This window comes from Pandoraea terrae (assembly GCF_902459695.1).
GTDB classification, from domain to species: Bacteria; Pseudomonadota; Gammaproteobacteria; order Burkholderiales; family Burkholderiaceae; genus Pandoraea; species Pandoraea terrae.
The window spans coordinates 34,187-49,173 of record NZ_CABPRZ010000005.1 but is presented as its reverse complement, the minus strand read 5'-3'; the positions used below and the strand labels follow the sequence as shown (position 1 = coordinate 49,173).

At 66.9% G+C, this 14,987-nt stretch carries 14 protein-coding genes; 6 read left to right on the top strand and 8 right to left on the bottom strand.

Going from position 1 to position 14,987, the window contains the following annotated elements; all coding sequences use genetic code 11:
* Window position 1: 1 nt before the first annotated feature.
* Together waaC and PTE30175_RS07265 are read right to left on the bottom strand one after the other, a co-directional pair.
* Window positions 2–985, bottom strand: a complete 984-nt coding sequence (waaC, locus tag PTE30175_RS07270) for a lipopolysaccharide heptosyltransferase I (protein WP_150696409.1) — start codon at window positions 983–985, stop codon at window positions 2–4.
* Between the two features lie 85 nt (window positions 986–1,070).
* Entirely contained in the window at window positions 1,071–2,468 is a 1,398-nt protein-coding gene (locus tag PTE30175_RS07265; protein ID WP_150696408.1) for a phosphomannomutase/phosphoglucomutase, read from the bottom strand.
* A 208-nt stretch (window positions 2,469–2,676) separates the two neighbouring features.
* Between PTE30175_RS07265 and PTE30175_RS07260 the strand changes: the two genes are divergently transcribed.
* From PTE30175_RS07260 to PTE30175_RS07235, 6 genes are all read left to right on the top strand, one after another.
* Window positions 2,677–3,963 (top strand): oligosaccharide flippase family protein, encoded by a 1,287-nt coding sequence (locus PTE30175_RS07260; RefSeq protein WP_191628895.1) that lies wholly within the window; start codon window positions 2,677–2,679, stop codon window positions 3,961–3,963.
* Window positions 3,964–3,967: 4 nt separating this feature from the next.
* A complete protein-coding gene (locus PTE30175_RS07255) occupies window positions 3,968–5,059 on the top strand; it encodes a glycosyltransferase family 4 protein (protein WP_150696406.1) in 1,092 nt (363 codons plus the stop codon).
* Window positions 5,056–6,180 carry a glycosyltransferase gene (locus PTE30175_RS07250; protein ID WP_191628893.1) on the top strand — a complete coding sequence of 375 codons (1,125 nt, stop codon included), beginning with the start codon at window positions 5,056–5,058 and terminating at the stop codon, window positions 6,178–6,180. Before PTE30175_RS07255 ends, PTE30175_RS07250 begins: the two co-directional genes overlap by 4 nt.
* Window positions 6,177–7,325, top strand: a complete 1,149-nt coding sequence (locus PTE30175_RS07245; RefSeq protein ID WP_150696404.1) for a glycosyltransferase family 4 protein — start codon at window positions 6,177–6,179, stop codon at window positions 7,323–7,325. The genes PTE30175_RS07250 and PTE30175_RS07245 overlap by 4 nt, the downstream gene beginning before the upstream one ends.
* A 58-nt stretch (window positions 7,326–7,383) precedes the next feature.
* Window positions 7,384–8,475, top strand: coding sequence for an MraY family glycosyltransferase (locus PTE30175_RS07240; RefSeq protein WP_150696403.1), 1,092 nt, complete (start codon window positions 7,384–7,386; stop codon window positions 8,473–8,475).
* A gap of 61 nt (window positions 8,476–8,536) precedes the next feature.
* The gene (locus PTE30175_RS07235; RefSeq protein WP_150696402.1) at window positions 8,537–9,397 is read left to right on the top strand and encodes a symmetrical bis(5'-nucleosyl)-tetraphosphatase; all 861 of its coding nucleotides are present in this window, start codon (window positions 8,537–8,539) and stop codon (window positions 9,395–9,397) included.
* On the opposite strand, the gene PTE30175_RS07230 is transcribed toward PTE30175_RS07235, so the two are convergent.
* The 6 genes from PTE30175_RS07230 to PTE30175_RS07205 form a co-directional block, all read right to left on the bottom strand.
* Entirely contained in the window at window positions 9,398–10,294 is an 897-nt protein-coding gene (locus tag PTE30175_RS07230; protein ID WP_150696401.1) for a lysophospholipid acyltransferase family protein, read from the bottom strand.
* Entirely contained in the window at window positions 10,272–11,534 is a 1,263-nt protein-coding gene (locus PTE30175_RS07225) for a dihydroorotase (RefSeq protein ID WP_150696400.1), read from the bottom strand. Before PTE30175_RS07225 ends, PTE30175_RS07230 begins: the two co-directional genes overlap by 23 nt.
* A gap of 7 nt (window positions 11,535–11,541) precedes the next feature.
* Window positions 11,542–12,510 (bottom strand): aspartate carbamoyltransferase catalytic subunit, encoded by a 969-nt coding sequence (locus tag PTE30175_RS07220; RefSeq protein ID WP_191628891.1) that lies wholly within the window; start codon window positions 12,508–12,510, stop codon window positions 11,542–11,544.
* Window positions 12,511–12,582: 72 nt separating this feature from the next.
* Window positions 12,583–13,002, bottom strand: coding sequence for a Holliday junction resolvase RuvX (gene ruvX / locus PTE30175_RS07215; protein WP_150696398.1), 420 nt, complete (start codon window positions 13,000–13,002; stop codon window positions 12,583–12,585).
* Entirely contained in the window at window positions 12,999–13,568 is a 570-nt protein-coding gene (locus tag PTE30175_RS07210; protein WP_150696397.1) for a YqgE/AlgH family protein, read from the bottom strand. The genes ruvX and PTE30175_RS07210 overlap by 4 nt, the downstream gene beginning before the upstream one ends.
* Before the next feature lie 108 nt (window positions 13,569–13,676).
* A complete protein-coding gene (locus PTE30175_RS07205) occupies window positions 13,677–14,981 on the bottom strand; it encodes a FimL-related protein (RefSeq protein WP_150696396.1) in 1,305 nt (434 codons plus the stop codon).
* Between the last annotated feature and the right edge of the window lie 6 nt (window positions 14,982–14,987).

Genomic DNA, 14,987 nt, shown 5'->3' with positions numbered 1-14,987 from the left:
CTCATGCGAGCGCCACGTGCAGCACGCCCAATTGCCGAAGCGCGTCGCGCACTTCAGGCAAGGTGGGTTTGTGTGCGGCGTCGCCGAGATTGATGATGTTGGGCGACCAGAAACCGCCGGTACGCCATGCAGTGCTGAAATTGTACAACTCGACCGTCGGGCGGTTCAGCGCTGCGGCGATATGCACCAGACCCGTGTCCACGCCGACCGTCGCGACACCGCCGTCGATCAGGCCGACGACCTGCGGCAGACTCAGCTTGGGCGGCACGATGGCGCCCTCGCCCAAAGCGGCCGCGAGCCGCACGCTCACGCTCCGCTCGGCCGGACTGCCCCATGGCAGCACGATCCCGAGTCCTTGCGCGAGCAGCTCGCGCCCGAGCGCGGTCCAGTTCGCTTCCGGCCACGTCTTGTCGTCGCGCGACGTCGCATGGACGAAGACGACGTACGGCTCGGCCGAGCAGACGCTGTGGTCGGCGCGATCCGTGTCGATGCCGAAGTCGATGCTCGCCGGGACGTGGCAGCCAAGCACGCCGGCCACCAGCTCGCGCGAGCGCGTGACGACATGCGTATGCGGCGCGATCCTGACCATGTGCTGGTACAGGAAGCGCACCGGCCATTCGTAGCTCGCGCCCTCCGTCCGGTTGCCGAGGCCCCAGACCGTGCCGCGCGCGGTACGCGCGATCAGGCCGGTCTTGACGAGGCCTTGCGTGTCGATGACGAGATCGTACGGCGTGGTCCGCAAGGCCTGCCGGAATTCGCCGATTTCGCGCCAGGTGGCGGCGGATAGAGGCTTCTTGCGCCACCGGCGCAAGGCGAACGGAATCACGCGGCGCACCCCGCGCACGAGTTTCACGAGGCCGACGAACCCTTCCTCGACCACCCAGTCGATCTGGGCATCAGGATGCCGGCGCAGGATGTCCTGCACCACCGGCATGTTATGGACGACGTCGCCGAGCGACGAGACTTTGACGATCAGAACCTGCAACCGGCCGTCCCGGCGGTTTGGCCGGGCCTCGTGAGCAAAAGCGCGATTTTACCCCGCCCGTGCCTGCCCGCACGAATTGGGGTGGTCAGAACGGCAGCGCAGCGTCCGGCTTGACGGTCAGGATGGCGTCGCGGAACGCGTCCTGGATACGCCGGATGGCCGCCTCGTTATCCGCTTCGAAGCGCAACACCACGACCGGCGTCGTGTTGGACGCACGCGCCAGACCGAAGCCGTCGGCATATTCGACCCGCAGGCCGTCAATCGTCACCACGTTCCCTGCGCCATTGAAGCTGGCCGTGGCGCGCAGCCGGTCGATCAGCGTGAAGTTCTCGCCCTCGGCGCATTGAATCTGTAGTTCCGGTGTCGACAGCGAGTCCGGCAGCGCGCCCAGCACCGCCGACGGATCGTCCGCGCGGGCCAGGATTTCCAGCAGGCGGGCGCCCGTGTAAAGGCCGTCGTCAAAGCCGTACCACCGGTCCTTGAAAAAGATATGGCCGCTCATCTCGCCGGCCAGCGGCGCGCCCGTCTCCTTGAGCTTGGCCTTCACGAGCGAGTGGCCCGTCTTCCACATGAGCGGGCGGCCGCCGTGCGCGCTGACCCAGGCGGCCAGGTTGCGCGTGCATTTGACGTCGTAAATGATTGTCTCGCCCGGATTGCGGCCCAGCACTTCGGCCGCGAACAACATCAGCTGACGGTCCGGATAGATGATCTGCCCGTCCTTCGTGACTACGCCAAGACGATCGCCGTCGCCGTCGAAGGCGAGACCCAGTTCGGCATCGGTCGTGCGCAGGCATTCGATCAGATCCTGCAGGTTTTCCGGATGGGCAGGATCGGGGTGATGGTTCGGAAATGTGCCGTCGACCTCGCAAAACAATTCCGTGACCTCGCAGCCAAGGGCGCGGAACAGTTGCGGCGCGAAGGCGCCGGCGACACCGTTGCCGCAGTCCAGGGCGATCTTGAGCGGACGCGCCAGTTTGACGTCAGCGGTGATGCGCGCTTGATAGGCGTCGGCGATGGTGGTCGCCAGATATGCCCCCTCGCCGCGCTCGAAATCCTGGTCGACGATGGTCTTGCGCAACGCGGCAATGGCGTCACCATAGATCGCGCGGCCGCGCAGCACCATCTTGAAGCCGTTGTAGTCGGGCGGATTATGGCTGCCCGTGACCATGATGCCGGAGTCGACCTGGCGGCCGTCAAGCGAGACCTGCGTTGCGAAGTAGACCATCGGCGTCGCCACCATGCCGATATCGACAACGTCAACGCCCGAGGCACGCAGGCCGTCAGCCAGGGCGCCGATCAGTTCGGGGCCGGAGAGGCGGCCGTCACGGCCGACGACAACCGCATTGCCGCCCTCGCGCCGTACGTGGGTGCCGAACGCCAGACCGATCTGGCGGGCCACGTTCGCATCCAGCGTCGTTCCGACGATGCCGCGAATGTCGTAGGCCTTGAAAATGGCGGGCGATGGGGCGGCGCGATACGTCATAGGCAATAACTCTCTTGAATGAATACGGTGGCAGCGTGGCGGATCGCCATGCGCCAGGGCCTGTTCACAGGCGCCAAGGCGTTTGCGACCGGTGGACCCACCACCTTACCCGCTCGGCCGGCCGATGCCACGTTACGTTACAATTATAAAGAAGTCCCGAATGCCTGCCGCATGCACCCACTGCGGGGCCACCGCATCGAGACGCCCCATGCTACCGGTCCCCTGGACCGGTTTCGTTTATCTGATACCCAAGGTTCACGCCGACCCGCGCGAATACATGCCTTACCGGAACATCCTTCGCAACATCCTCTGGATGCTGACCGAGCGCGGCTCGCAGATCGTTGGCGGCATTCTTGTCTCGGGACTGCTGGCCCGCAGTCTCGGCGCCGCCCAGTTCGGACTTTTCCAGTATGGCCAGTCGCTGGTCTTCCTCGCCGCCGCGCTCACGCTGCTGTGCGGCTCGGAGGTCGTCGTGCCCCGGCTCGTCGGCTGCACCGAGGGCGCCCAGCAGCATGTCATGGCGCACGCGTTCGTGCTGCGCCTGGGCGGTGCCGTCCTCGCCTATGCCGCCCTTGCCGTCTACATCCTCCTCGCCACCGAGCCCGCGCTGCACGGCGTCGTGCTCTGGCTGGGCGTCGGACTGTTGTTTCGCGAGCCGTTCGGCATCGTCATCGCGTGGCTGCAGGCGCGCACATTCAACCGGCCCAGCGTCAAGGCCAATCTGAGTGCGCTGTTCGTCAAGCTGGCGCTGATCGGCACGCTGTTCTGGCTGCAGGCGCCGCTGGTTGCGTTTGCGATGGCCTATGCCGTCGAGGCCATCGTCGCGGCCGCGTTGCTCATGATCTATTACCAGCGGCGCGTGCCAATCGCGCCCATCCGGTGGGATCCGTTGCTGCTGCGCGAATTGCTGCACACCGGCATGGCGTTCTGGGCGGGCCTGCTGCTGATGATGATCTTCAAACGGATCGATCAACTCGTGCTCAAGCCCCTTATCCCGCTCTCGGAACTGGGGGCGTATGCCGCTGCCATGCAGGTGACGGAAAACTTCGTGCTGGTCGCACCGATCATTGCCAATTCGCTCGCACCGCAACTGATTTTCCAGACGACAACGGCCGGGCAAGCGCGGCGCAATACGTGGCGCGCGACGTGGCTGATGATCGCTGCCGGCGCCTGCCTGGGTGTGCCGATCGCGCTATGCGCGCCGCTCATCGTCCATCTGATTTACGGGCAGGCATTCACCGGCGCGGCGCAAATCCTGCGCGTGTCCGCCCTGTTCGGCATCCTCGTCTTCGCCGACGCGGCGCTCAACCTGGCGCTGGTGCGCCGTGGCGCCGGACGCTGGGTCATCGCGAAATGGACATGCGCCGCGCTGGCCGCATTCGTGACGGTCTACTCGCTCGCGCCGCATATTGGTGCGCTTGCCGGTGTACTGGGCTATGGCGCGGGCTATGCCGCCGCGCTCGTGCTCGGCGTCTGGCTGCTTGTACGGGACTGACGCCATGACGCTGCCGCCCATCTGTTTCCTGACTGGCACCCTCTCGGCCTTCGCCGGGGCCGAGCGCGCCACCGCCACGCTCGCCAATGCGCTCGCAGCGCGCGGCCATCGCGTGCACATCCTCGCGCAATGGGGCCGCACGCCCGTGTTCCCGCTCGCGCCAGGCGTCACGCATCACGCATTGTTCGATGCCCGCGTGTCGTTCAAGCGCCATTTCGCCGCAACCGTTTGCGGCATCCGGCGCTATCTGCGCGAGCACGCCATCGGCACCCTCGTCGACGTCGACCCGATGCTCGCGTGGTTCACCGAGCCCGCAACCTTCGGCCTGCCGGTGCGGCGCATCGCGTGGGAACACAGCACCTACGCGAGCGACCTGGGGCGCAAATCGCGCCGCTACGCCCGACGCCTTGCGGCAGCGCGCGCCGATGCCGTCGTGACGCTGACGGACGACGACACTCGGGCGTGGCGTCGTCATCATCCGCGCGCCCGGGCCAATATTGTGACGATTCCGAATCCACTGGGCATCAGTCCGCCGCCGGTCCGAAACACGCTGGATGCCCCCGTTGTCCTCGCCGTGGGCCGGCTGGTCGTTGCCAAAGGGTTCGACCTGCTGCTGCGTGCCTGGACGCAAGTTGCGCCCGACGCGCCCGGTTGGCGCTTACGCATCGTGGGGGACGGGCCGATGGACACCGTCCTGCGCGATCAGGCGCGCGACGACGGTATCGCCGATCGCGTCGATTTCATCCCGGCGACAAGCGACATTGCCACCCATTACGCGTCGGCTTCGGTCTATTGCCTTTCGTCGCGGCAGGAAAGCTTCGGACTGGTCCTGATCGAGGCCCAGGCGTTCGGACTGCCGATCGTGGCATTTGCGGCCGATGCCGGACCGCGCAGTTTGCTGACGGATGGCGTCGACAGCCTGATCGCCCCCGCTGGCGACGTCGACGCGCTCGCGGCGGGATTGCGCCGGTTCATCGGCTCGCACGACCTTCGCGAACAATTCGGGCGTGCAGGATTCGTGCACGCGCGCCGTTTCACGCCGGACGCCATCGCCGCCCTGTGGGAACCGCTGCTCGCCGGCGGAGGCCGCCCGTGAGGATCGCCCTGGTTGTCACCGGATTGCAGCTGGGCGGCGCGGAAACGCAGGTCGCCGACCTGACGCGCGGCTTCCTTTCGCGCGGCCACGACGTCACACTGATCTCGCTGACAGGCGACTGCGCCATTCGTCTGCCCGACGACGCGCGCTTTCGCCTCATCGAACTCCGTGCCGCGAAATCGCCGGTTTCGCTGATGCGCGCCTTGTGGCGGTTGGCCGGCCATCTGCGGCGCATCCGGCCCGACGTCGTGCATAGCCATATGGTGCACGCCAACCTGATGACACGTCTGGCACGCCTGCTCACGCCACTGCCAGCGTTGATCTGCAGCGCGCACAGCCGCAACGAAGGTGGCAGACACTGGATGCTCGCGTACCGGCTCACCGACCGTCTGGCCGACGTGACAACGAACGTCAGCGACGACGCCGTCGCCGCATTTGTGGCGGCTCACGCGGCTCCTGCGCGGCGCATCGTCGCTATGCCCAACGGGATTGATACAGGACGCTTCCGGCCGGACGACGGGGCGCGCCAACGCTTGCGCGCCACCCTTGGCGTGACGGATGTCACGCCGGTGGCCCTCGCCACCGGCCGCCTCGTCCCGGCCAAGGACTACCCGACGCTGCTGCGCGCCTTTGCCCGGGTGCGCGGCGCGCGCCCCGCAGCACGACTGTTCATCGCAGGCGCGGGCACGCTGCACGACACACTTGACGCACAGATCGACACCCTCGGCCTGCGGGCCGCCGTGACGCTGCTCGGCCGCCGCGACGACATCCCCGGCCTGCTCTGCGCCGCCGACGTCTTCGTGATGTCGTCCGCATGGGAAGGCCTGCCGCTCGTGATCGGCGAAGCGATGGCGGCGGGACTGCCGATTGCATCGACCGACTGCGGCGGCGTGCGCGAACTGGTCGGCGAGACCGCATCCGCGGGGCTCGTGCCCATCGGCGACGACGCCGCACTGGCCGGCGCGATCGAGGCCGGGCTCGCCCTCGACCGGCAAGCACGCGCCCAAATCGCCAGCGCGAATCGCGCCCGCATCGACGCCCACTATTCGCTGGAGGCGATCGTGGCACGCTGGCTGGCGTGCTACGACCGCGTCCTTCAACGCCACCCCCCCGCACCATGACCGACAGCCGTCCCGTTCTCCTGTGTTCCAATACGTTCTGGTCGATCTATAACTTCCGGCGCGGTCCGATCGCGGCCATGCTTGCCGCCGGCCACCCCGTGCACGTGGCGGCGCCCGACGACGAATTCGCCGAACCGTTGCGCGCCATGGGGTGCGTGGTGCACCTGATGCCGATGGCGGCCAAGGGCACGAATCCGTTGCAGGATCTGGCGCTGACCGGCCGCCTGTATCGTCTGTACCGGCGCCTGCGTCCTGCTGTCATCTTGCATTACACCATCAAGCCGAACATTTACGGCTCGATCGCCGCCCATTGGGCGGGCATCCCGGCGATCTCCGTGACGACCGGACTGGGCTACGTGTTCATCAACGATTCGCTCACGACCCGCATCGCGCGCGGCCTGTACCGCTACGCCTTCCGTCATACCCGCGAGAACTGGTTCCTCAATCCGGAAGACCATCGCGCCTTCGTCGACGGCGGGCTCGTGGCGCTTCACAAGACGCGGCTGTTGCCCGGCGAAGGTGTCGATCTGGCGCATTTCGCCGCAGCGCCGTGGCCGCCGGCAGTGCCAGCCGCCAACGGGGCCCCCGACGGGCCGACGGCCTTCCGTTTCCTGCTGATCTGCCGCCTGCTGCGCGACAAGGGCGTGCTGGAGTATGTCGAGGCCGCGCGTGCACTCAAACGCGAAATGCCGAACGTTACGTGCCAGATCCTCGGGCCGGCCGACGTCGCCAACCCGACGGCGGTCACGCGCGAGGAAGTCGATGCCTGGCAGCGCGAAGGCATTATCGAATATCTCGGCACGACGCCGGACGTGCGGCCGCTGATGGCACAGGCGCATTGCATCGTGCTGCCGTCATATCGCGAAGGACTGCCGCGCACCTTGCTGGAGGCCGGTGCGCTGTGCCGTCCGGTAATCGCGAGCGACGCGCCCGGTTGCCGCGATGTCGTCGACGACGGCGTGACCGGCTGGCAGGTGCCGGTGCGCGACGGCGCCGCGTTGACGGACCGCATGCGCGACGTGGCCGGCCGGCCCGCCGACGCACTCCAGCGCATGGGCGAGGCGGGGCGTGCTAAAGTAGCGCGCGAATTCGATGAGCGCGTGGTAATCGCGCAGTATTTCCGGATTCTGGCCACGGTTGCCTGATACCCTTCGTCCTGATTTTTACCGGCGCCCCTGCCGGCGCCAGCCGCACCACCCAGCCATGCTCAGTCTCGTCATCGCCTTCGTGGTCTCGTTCATCGCGACCCTGCTGATTGTCCGCTACGCGCATGTCCATGCGCGCTTTTCCGGCGACAGCGATATCGCGGGAGTCCAGAAATTCCATGCCCGTCCGGTACCGCGCGTCGGCGGCGTCGGCATCCTGCTCGGACTGATCGTGGCTGCCGTGGCGCTGGCGCCCCGCTATCCCGCGGTCGCGCGCAGCATCCTGTTGCTCACCGCTTGCGGCTTGCCGGCGTTCGCCAGCGGCTTCCTGGAAGACGTGACGAAACGCGTGTCGCCGCGCGCACGCCTGCTGGCAACCATGGTCGCAGCGGTGTTCGCCTACGCGGCGCTCGGCATTCACATTTCCCGTATCGACATCGGCTTGCTCGACAAGCTCCTGACCGTCACGACGGTATCGGTCGCGCTGACCGTCCTGTGCACCGCCGGCATGGCCAACGCGATCAACATCATCGACGGGTTCAACGGCCTCGCGGCGATGGTCGCGGTGATGATGTTCGCCTCGCTCGGCTACGTCGGCTTTCAGGTGCAGGACCCGGTCGTGCTGACGACGTCGATGATCATGATCGGCGCGATGCTCGGCTTCTTCATCCTGAATTTTCCGGGCGGACTGATCTTCCTTGGCGACGGCGGCGCGTATTTCGTGGGATTCATGCTCGCGGAAGTGTCGATCCTGCTCGTCATGCGCAACCCGCAAGTGTCGCCCTGGTATCCGGCCCTGATGGTCATCTACCCTGTGTTTGAGGTCTGTTTCTCGATTTACCGCAAGCGTTTCGTGCGCGGCATGTCACCCGGCATCCCCGACGGGGTGCATCTGCACATGCTCGTCTACAAGCGCCTGATGCGCTGGGCAGTCGGCGCACGCACCGCCAGCGCCCTCACGCAGCGCAATTCCCTGACTTCGCCCTACCTTTGGCTGTTATGCTTGTTGGCAGTGATTCCGGCGACGGTGTTCTGGCGGCACACGTGGGTTCTCGCAGGCGGTTGCGTGGCCTTCATGGTGATGTACGTCTGGCTGTATCTGCGTATCGTGCGCTTCAAGGCGCCGCGCTGGCTGATCTACAAGAAATAACCTCATGGCGGCATCCGTGCGGTGTCCGCCCCGACATGACAAGACGGCACCAATCAGAGAGATGCGTACGACTTACGCCATCGGCGACCTGCAGGGTTGCCTGACTTCCCTGGAAACGCTGATCGCCCGCCTGCCCGCTGATGCGGACGTGTGGCTTCCCGGCGATCTCGTCAACCGCGGTCCCGATTCGGTCGGCACCCTGCGCCACGTCATGTCGCTCGGTTCGCGGGCGACCGTCGTGCTCGGCAACCACGACCTGCACCTTCTGGCTGTCGCCGCCGGCGTGCGTTTGACGCATGCGTCCGACACCATCGACGACATCCTCATGGCGCCCGACCGGGACGTGCTGATCGACTGGGTCCGTCACCGGCCGCTCGCGCACTACGCGCGCGGATATCTGATGGTGCACGCGGGCGTTGTGCCGCAATGGACGGCCGCGCAGACCGTTACCCTGGCGCGGGACGTCGAGAACGCCCTGCGCGGCCCCGACTGGAAGGCCTTCCTCGGCCGCATGTTCGGCAACCAGCCGGATCAATGGCAAGACCATCTCGTCGACGAAGACCGCCATCGACTGACCATCAACGCGCTCACGCGGCTGCGCTTCTGCACCGCTGACGGACGCATGGACTTCAAGATCAAGGAAGGCGCCGACGCCGCGCCGCCGGGCTTCGCACCCTGGTTCGACGCCCCCGGGCGCAAGACGGCCGACACCACCGTCGTGTTCGGGCACTGGTCGGCGTTGGGGTTCGTGATGCGCGAGAATCTGCTCGGCCTCGACACGGGCTGCGTGTGGGGCGGCAAGCTCACGGCCGTCAAGCTGACAGCCGATCCGGCAGATCGCGAAGTCCTGCAGGTCGACTGCCGGCAGTCGCGCGATCCGTTCGCCAAGGTACAGACCGCCAAGGCGGCGCCGCAAGGCTGATCAGATCCGGACCGCCTCGGCGTCGTCGGCGTCCGGCACTTCCGACGCCGCGGCCAGCCGCGTCCCGGTAGCGCCATTGCCCGACATCTCCGGCAGCATGGCTTCCGGCAGAAATCCCTGCAGGGCCGCACCGACCGCAGTCTGCGCCGCATATGCGAATTCGCGGCGGTGCTGATCGGCCTCGGGCATCAATGCGGGACCGACCGCCAGGCGCACCACCATCGGTGGCGCGCGCAGGATCATGTCGATGGACTCCACGAGACTCGTCTCGCCAATATAGGCCGGCGCCATCGTCTGCGCGCCGCTGGCCTCGTCCGTATAGAAAAGACACAGCGGCTGCACCGGCGTGCCGGTGACCAGCGGCGCCTGCAGCAGATTGGCGTGAAACGGCAGAAGACTGCGTCCGTCGGTCGTGGTGCCTTCCGGAAACACGGTGATGATTTCGCCGCCCTGCAGACATTCCGCCAGGTAGTGCATGATGCGTTTCGCATCGGCGCGGCGCTCGCGCTGCAGGAAAATCGTGCCGGTTTGCGCAGCCAGCCAGCCGACGAGCGGCCAGCCGCGAATCTCGGACTTCGCGACAAAGCGCACGGGATGCCATGCGTTGATCGCGAAAATGTCGATCCAGGACACGTGATTGCACAGCAGCATCACACCGGTACGGTGGGTCTGCGTCGCCAGCGGCGCGGCCGCTTCGACCGCCAAACGCATGCCGCACAATGCCAGCAGCCGACGCGACCACGCCTGGATACGGGCCTGCTTCTGAGCTTCGCTCAAGCGAGGAAACAGCAGCAGGCAGGTGAGCAGGCCGCGCGCAAGATGCGCGGCGATTCGAAACTTCCTGATCAGCAACACGGTCGGGACATCCTGACGGTCAAGATTGTTCGAAGGCGACATGCCCGCCGACCAACGTCGCGCGCACCCGCCCCGGGAGTTCGTAGCCAAGGAACGGCGTATTACGGCCGCCGCTGCGCAACACATGCGCGTCCACCTTCCAATGCGCCGCCGGATCGAACAGGCACAGATCGGCCGGCGCGCCCACGGCGATGCGCCCCGCTTCGGCACCTGCACGGCCCAGCAGCGCCGCCGGTCCGGTCGTCACGCGCGCCAGCGCCGAAACCAGCGGCACACGCGCTTCGTCGGCCCATTTGAGGACCAGCGACAGCAGCAGTTCGAGCCCCGATGCCCCCGGCTTGGCCTCGCCGAACGGCAGCAGTTTGGCATCGTCGGTCACCGGTGTGTGATCGGAGCAGACGGCATCGACGGTGCCGTCGCGCACTGCCTGACGAATCGCTTCGCGGTCGCGCTGGCCGCGCAGCGGCGGATCGAGCCGGCATTGGGTGTCGAAGTAGCCGATGTCCATGTCGGTCAGATGCAGATAGTTGGCGCCAACGTCGCACGTCACCGGCAACCCTTCCGTCTTCGCCGCGCGCACGAGCGCGATACCCGCCGCAGTCGACAGGCGGCACAGGTGTACGCGTGCACCCGTCGCGCGCACGAGTTCGAGGATCGTGAACAGTGCGATCGTTTCGGCCGCTGCAGGAATGCCCGCCAGCCCGAGGCGCGATGCGACGGCACCGTCCGCCGCGACGCCGCCTTGCGAGAGCGCGGCATCCTGGGGACGCAACCACACCGTGAAACCGTAGGTGTGCGCGTACAGCAAGGCGCGCAAGAGCGTCTTCGTGTCCGCGATCGGCGCGTTGCCTTGCGACAGACCGACGCAGCCGGCGGCCATCAGTTGGCCCATTTCGGTGATGACCTTGCCGGCGAGCCCGACCGTCAGCGCACCCAGCGGCAACACGTGCGCCTGATGCGGTTGGCGCGCGCGATAGCGCAGCATTTCGACCCGCTCGGGTTCGTCGAGCACCGGCCGGGCATCCGGCGGGCACACGACGCTCGTGACGCCGCCCGCCAGCGCAGCCGCCGCTTCCGGGCCTTGCGCCGCGCCGCGCACGGCCAGATCGATGATCCCCGGCATCACGGCAAGTCCGCGCGCGTCCAGTATCCGGTTCGCGGTGAAATCGGACGGCGCCTGCCCCACGCCCACGATCGTGCCCGCGGCGATGAACAGGTCCTGCCCGGCATCGGCGCCGGTGGCTGGATCGATCACGCGCCCGCCTTGCAGATGGATTTTCATGGAGAATTCAGTGGTTGTGGCCGGCCACGATGCTCATCACGGCCATGCGCACGGCGATGCCGAACGTCACCTGATTGAGAATCACGGATTGCGGACCGTCAGCCACGGCCGAATCGATCTCGACACCACGATTCATCGGCCCCGGATGCATCACGATCGCATCGGGCTTGGCCCGCGCGAGGCGGGCGGGTGTCAGGCCGTAATACTTGAAGTACTCGCCCGCCGACGGCAGCAGCGCGCCGCTCATCCGTTCGTTTTGCAGGCGCAGCATGATCACGACATCGACGCCTTTGAGACCTTCGTCCATGTCGTGGAACACGCGCACGCCGAGATGTTCGAGCCCGGTGGGCAGCAACGTTCGCGGCCCGATGGCGCGCACTTCCGGTACGCCGAGCGTCGTCAGCGCATGAATGTCGGAACGCGCCACGCGCGAGTGCAGAATGTCACCGACGATCGCGACCGTCAGGTTCGTAAAATCCTTTTTGAAATGACGGATCGTGTACATGTCGAGCAACCCTTGCGTAGGGTGCGCGTGACGTCCATCGCCCGCATTGATGACATGCACATGCGGCGGGCAGTGCTGCGCGATCAGGTAAGGGGCGCCCGATTCCGCATGACGCACCACGAACATGTCCGCATGCATCGCCGACAGGTTGTTGATTGTGTCGAGCAGCGACTCGCCCTTGCTCGTCGACGAAGCATTGATATTCAGATTCTGGACATCGGCCGACAGGCGCTGCGCGGCGATCTCGAAGGTCGTGCGCGTGCGTGTCGAGTTTTCGAAGAACAGATTGAAGACCGATTTACCGCGCAGCAGCGGGACCTTCCCGAGTTCGCCGTCCCCGCCTTCGGCCGGGGTGACAAATTGCGCTGCGGTATCGAGGATATGCGTGACGACCTGCCGGGGCAGGCCTTCGACGGTCAGCAGATGCTTGAGCTCGCCGTTTCGGGTCAGTTGCGGATGGCCCTTGATCATGCAGCACCCTCCGGCGCGATGCCATGCGCCGTGCGAATCGGTGCGAGCCATGCGCCGGACAGCGCTTGCGCTTCAGTGGGACGCATTTTCATCGAAGTATTGTTGCAGGATGATGCGCGCGGCCTCGGCATCGAGCGGGCCGCCCGCCTGACCCGCTTGCGCGAGTGCGGCTGCCGCAGCCACCGACGAGTAGCGTTCATCGACCCAGACGACGGGCACGTCGAAACGGCCGTTGACCTGGTTGCCGAAACGTTTGCATTGCTGCGTCATCGCATGCGGCGCGCCATCGGGATGCGTCGGCAAGCCCACGACAATCAGTTCGGGCTGCCATTCAGCGATGACGCGGCCGGTCTCGGCGAAACGGACGTCGCGATTGGTATTGGCGATGATGGTCAGCGCGCGCGCCTCACGCAGCAGCATGTTGCCCACGGCGACGCCGATGCGGCGCTCGCCGTAGTCGAAGGCAAGCACCGTTGCACTGCCAGCCGTCATGCGTGACCCGCGTCGGCCGACAACATGCTCGACGAAATGCCGAGCAGCGCAAGCGCGGCTTCGAAGCGCTCGGCAGGCGGCACTTCGAAGACGATGCCCGGATCGGCGGCGACAGTCAGCCAGCCGTTCTTGCTGATTTCGTCTTCGAGCTGCCCGGCGCTCCAGCCGGAGTGGCCGAGCGTGAGCAAGAAGCGGCTCGGGCCGCCGCCATGGGCGACGGCTTCGAGGACATCCTTGGACGTGGTCATCTCGAGGCCGCCCGGCACCGACAGCGACGAGCTATACGTTGTCCCGGTCGCTTCGTGCAGCACGAATCCGCGCTCCGTCTGCACGGGACCGCCAAAGAAGACGGGCTGATGCACGAGCGGTTCGATTTCCAGCTTGAGGTCGAGGCGGTCGAACAGCGATTGCAGATCGATATCGGTCGGCCGGTTGATGACGAGTCCGATGGCGCCGCGCTCACTGTGTTCGCACAGATACACGACGGTGCCGGAAAAAGTGGGATCGGCCATGCCGGGCATGGCGATCAGAAACTGATTCGTAAGGTTGATGCGATCGTTCGGCATAGGGCCAAGTTTATCAGAGCCTGGTGGCCGTCCGGCGCGGGCTTCCCATTGCTCGCGCCACGCCGGCGCCGGTATCGGCAGCCGACGACAGCTGCCCCTTAGATGACTTTAGCACGGATCGCCGTCGCCGGTCGCCAGACGCCGGGACACCGCCGCGGCGTCGAGCGCGCCTTCACGCCATTGGCCCAGGTCGGCGATGAGATCCGGCCGGGTGTCGGGATACGCGTCGGCCGCGAACTGATGCAGCATGCCCCGCAAGGCCTTCACGCCGACCGCCAGCGCCGCCGGGCCGCCGGGCTTTGCCGCCGGGTGTGCGGCCAGCCGCTCGCCGGTCGCCGCCAGCGCAGCGGCCAGGCGCGCCACAGGCGCCAGGCCGATCGCGCCCGCGTAATCCGCAACCCGCGCGACGACAGCGGGATCGGAGAGATTCGGCAGCGCTTCGTCCGCCAAACTCAGAAACGCCTGACAAACATCGAGGCGAACGGCCAAAGGGCCAAACCGCAGCCAGTCATGCGGATTGAGGCCTGCATTCTGTTTGTCTTCGGCGAGGCCCGCCCCGGCGAGCGCAGGAGGCAAGACATTGCTGCGCCGCAAAATGCCGAAGTCGGCCAGCAGCCGCTCGTGACCGGTCGACGGCACCTGTGCCTGCCAGGTGGCCAGACATAGCAGCATGTCGCGGCCAGGGTCGTCCGTGCGCTCCGGGATGGGCGCCGCCTCGGGCCCGGCTGGGAGGGGCTCGGGGGGTGTCAACTGGCGGCGCAACACGAGGTTCATCTTGCCCGCAAGCCGCTTTGAGTGCAGGCTCAGCGGCGCCGGCAAGGTGCGAAGGTGGCTCAGCCAGGCGGCCGCCAGCCGCCAGAAGTCCAGCGGCGCGCTCCCGCCCAGACGATGCAGGTCCGATGCCAGGTCATGCAGGTGACCGAGGGCGACGGCTGTCTGCGCGGCATCGCTGTCGGCGCGCAGCAGGCGCAGCAGGGCGCGCTCCACGCCAGCTCGCAACGGTGCAGCGGCGCCGGACATGGGGCCAGTGCGCGCGCGGGCCAGGGGCCAGCCTGCGGCCATTGTCTCGCCGGCGGTGGGGGCGCCGGGCCAGACCCGCACCGACTCGGCCGGCGGCGCGCCGGCGCGCCAGACCTCCCGTTCGAACTCGCGCAAGGCGTTGCGCAGCGCGTCGGTGCTTGCCGACGAACCGTAGGCCGCCTCTGCAATCGCCTGCACCAGGCATTCGCCTTGCAAGGCCCAATCGGCGTGGCCGCTGGTCTGCAGCATCCGGTTGGCGCGGCGCAAAGGGCCGAGCGCCGCCGCCGCGCCGGACGACCAGGCGTCAGATGCGTCGGTCAGCGCGGCCGCGACATCGGGCAAGCGCCACAAAGGATTGTCGCGGGGCGGCGTATTATCGGGCGAAGCCGTCATGGGCCG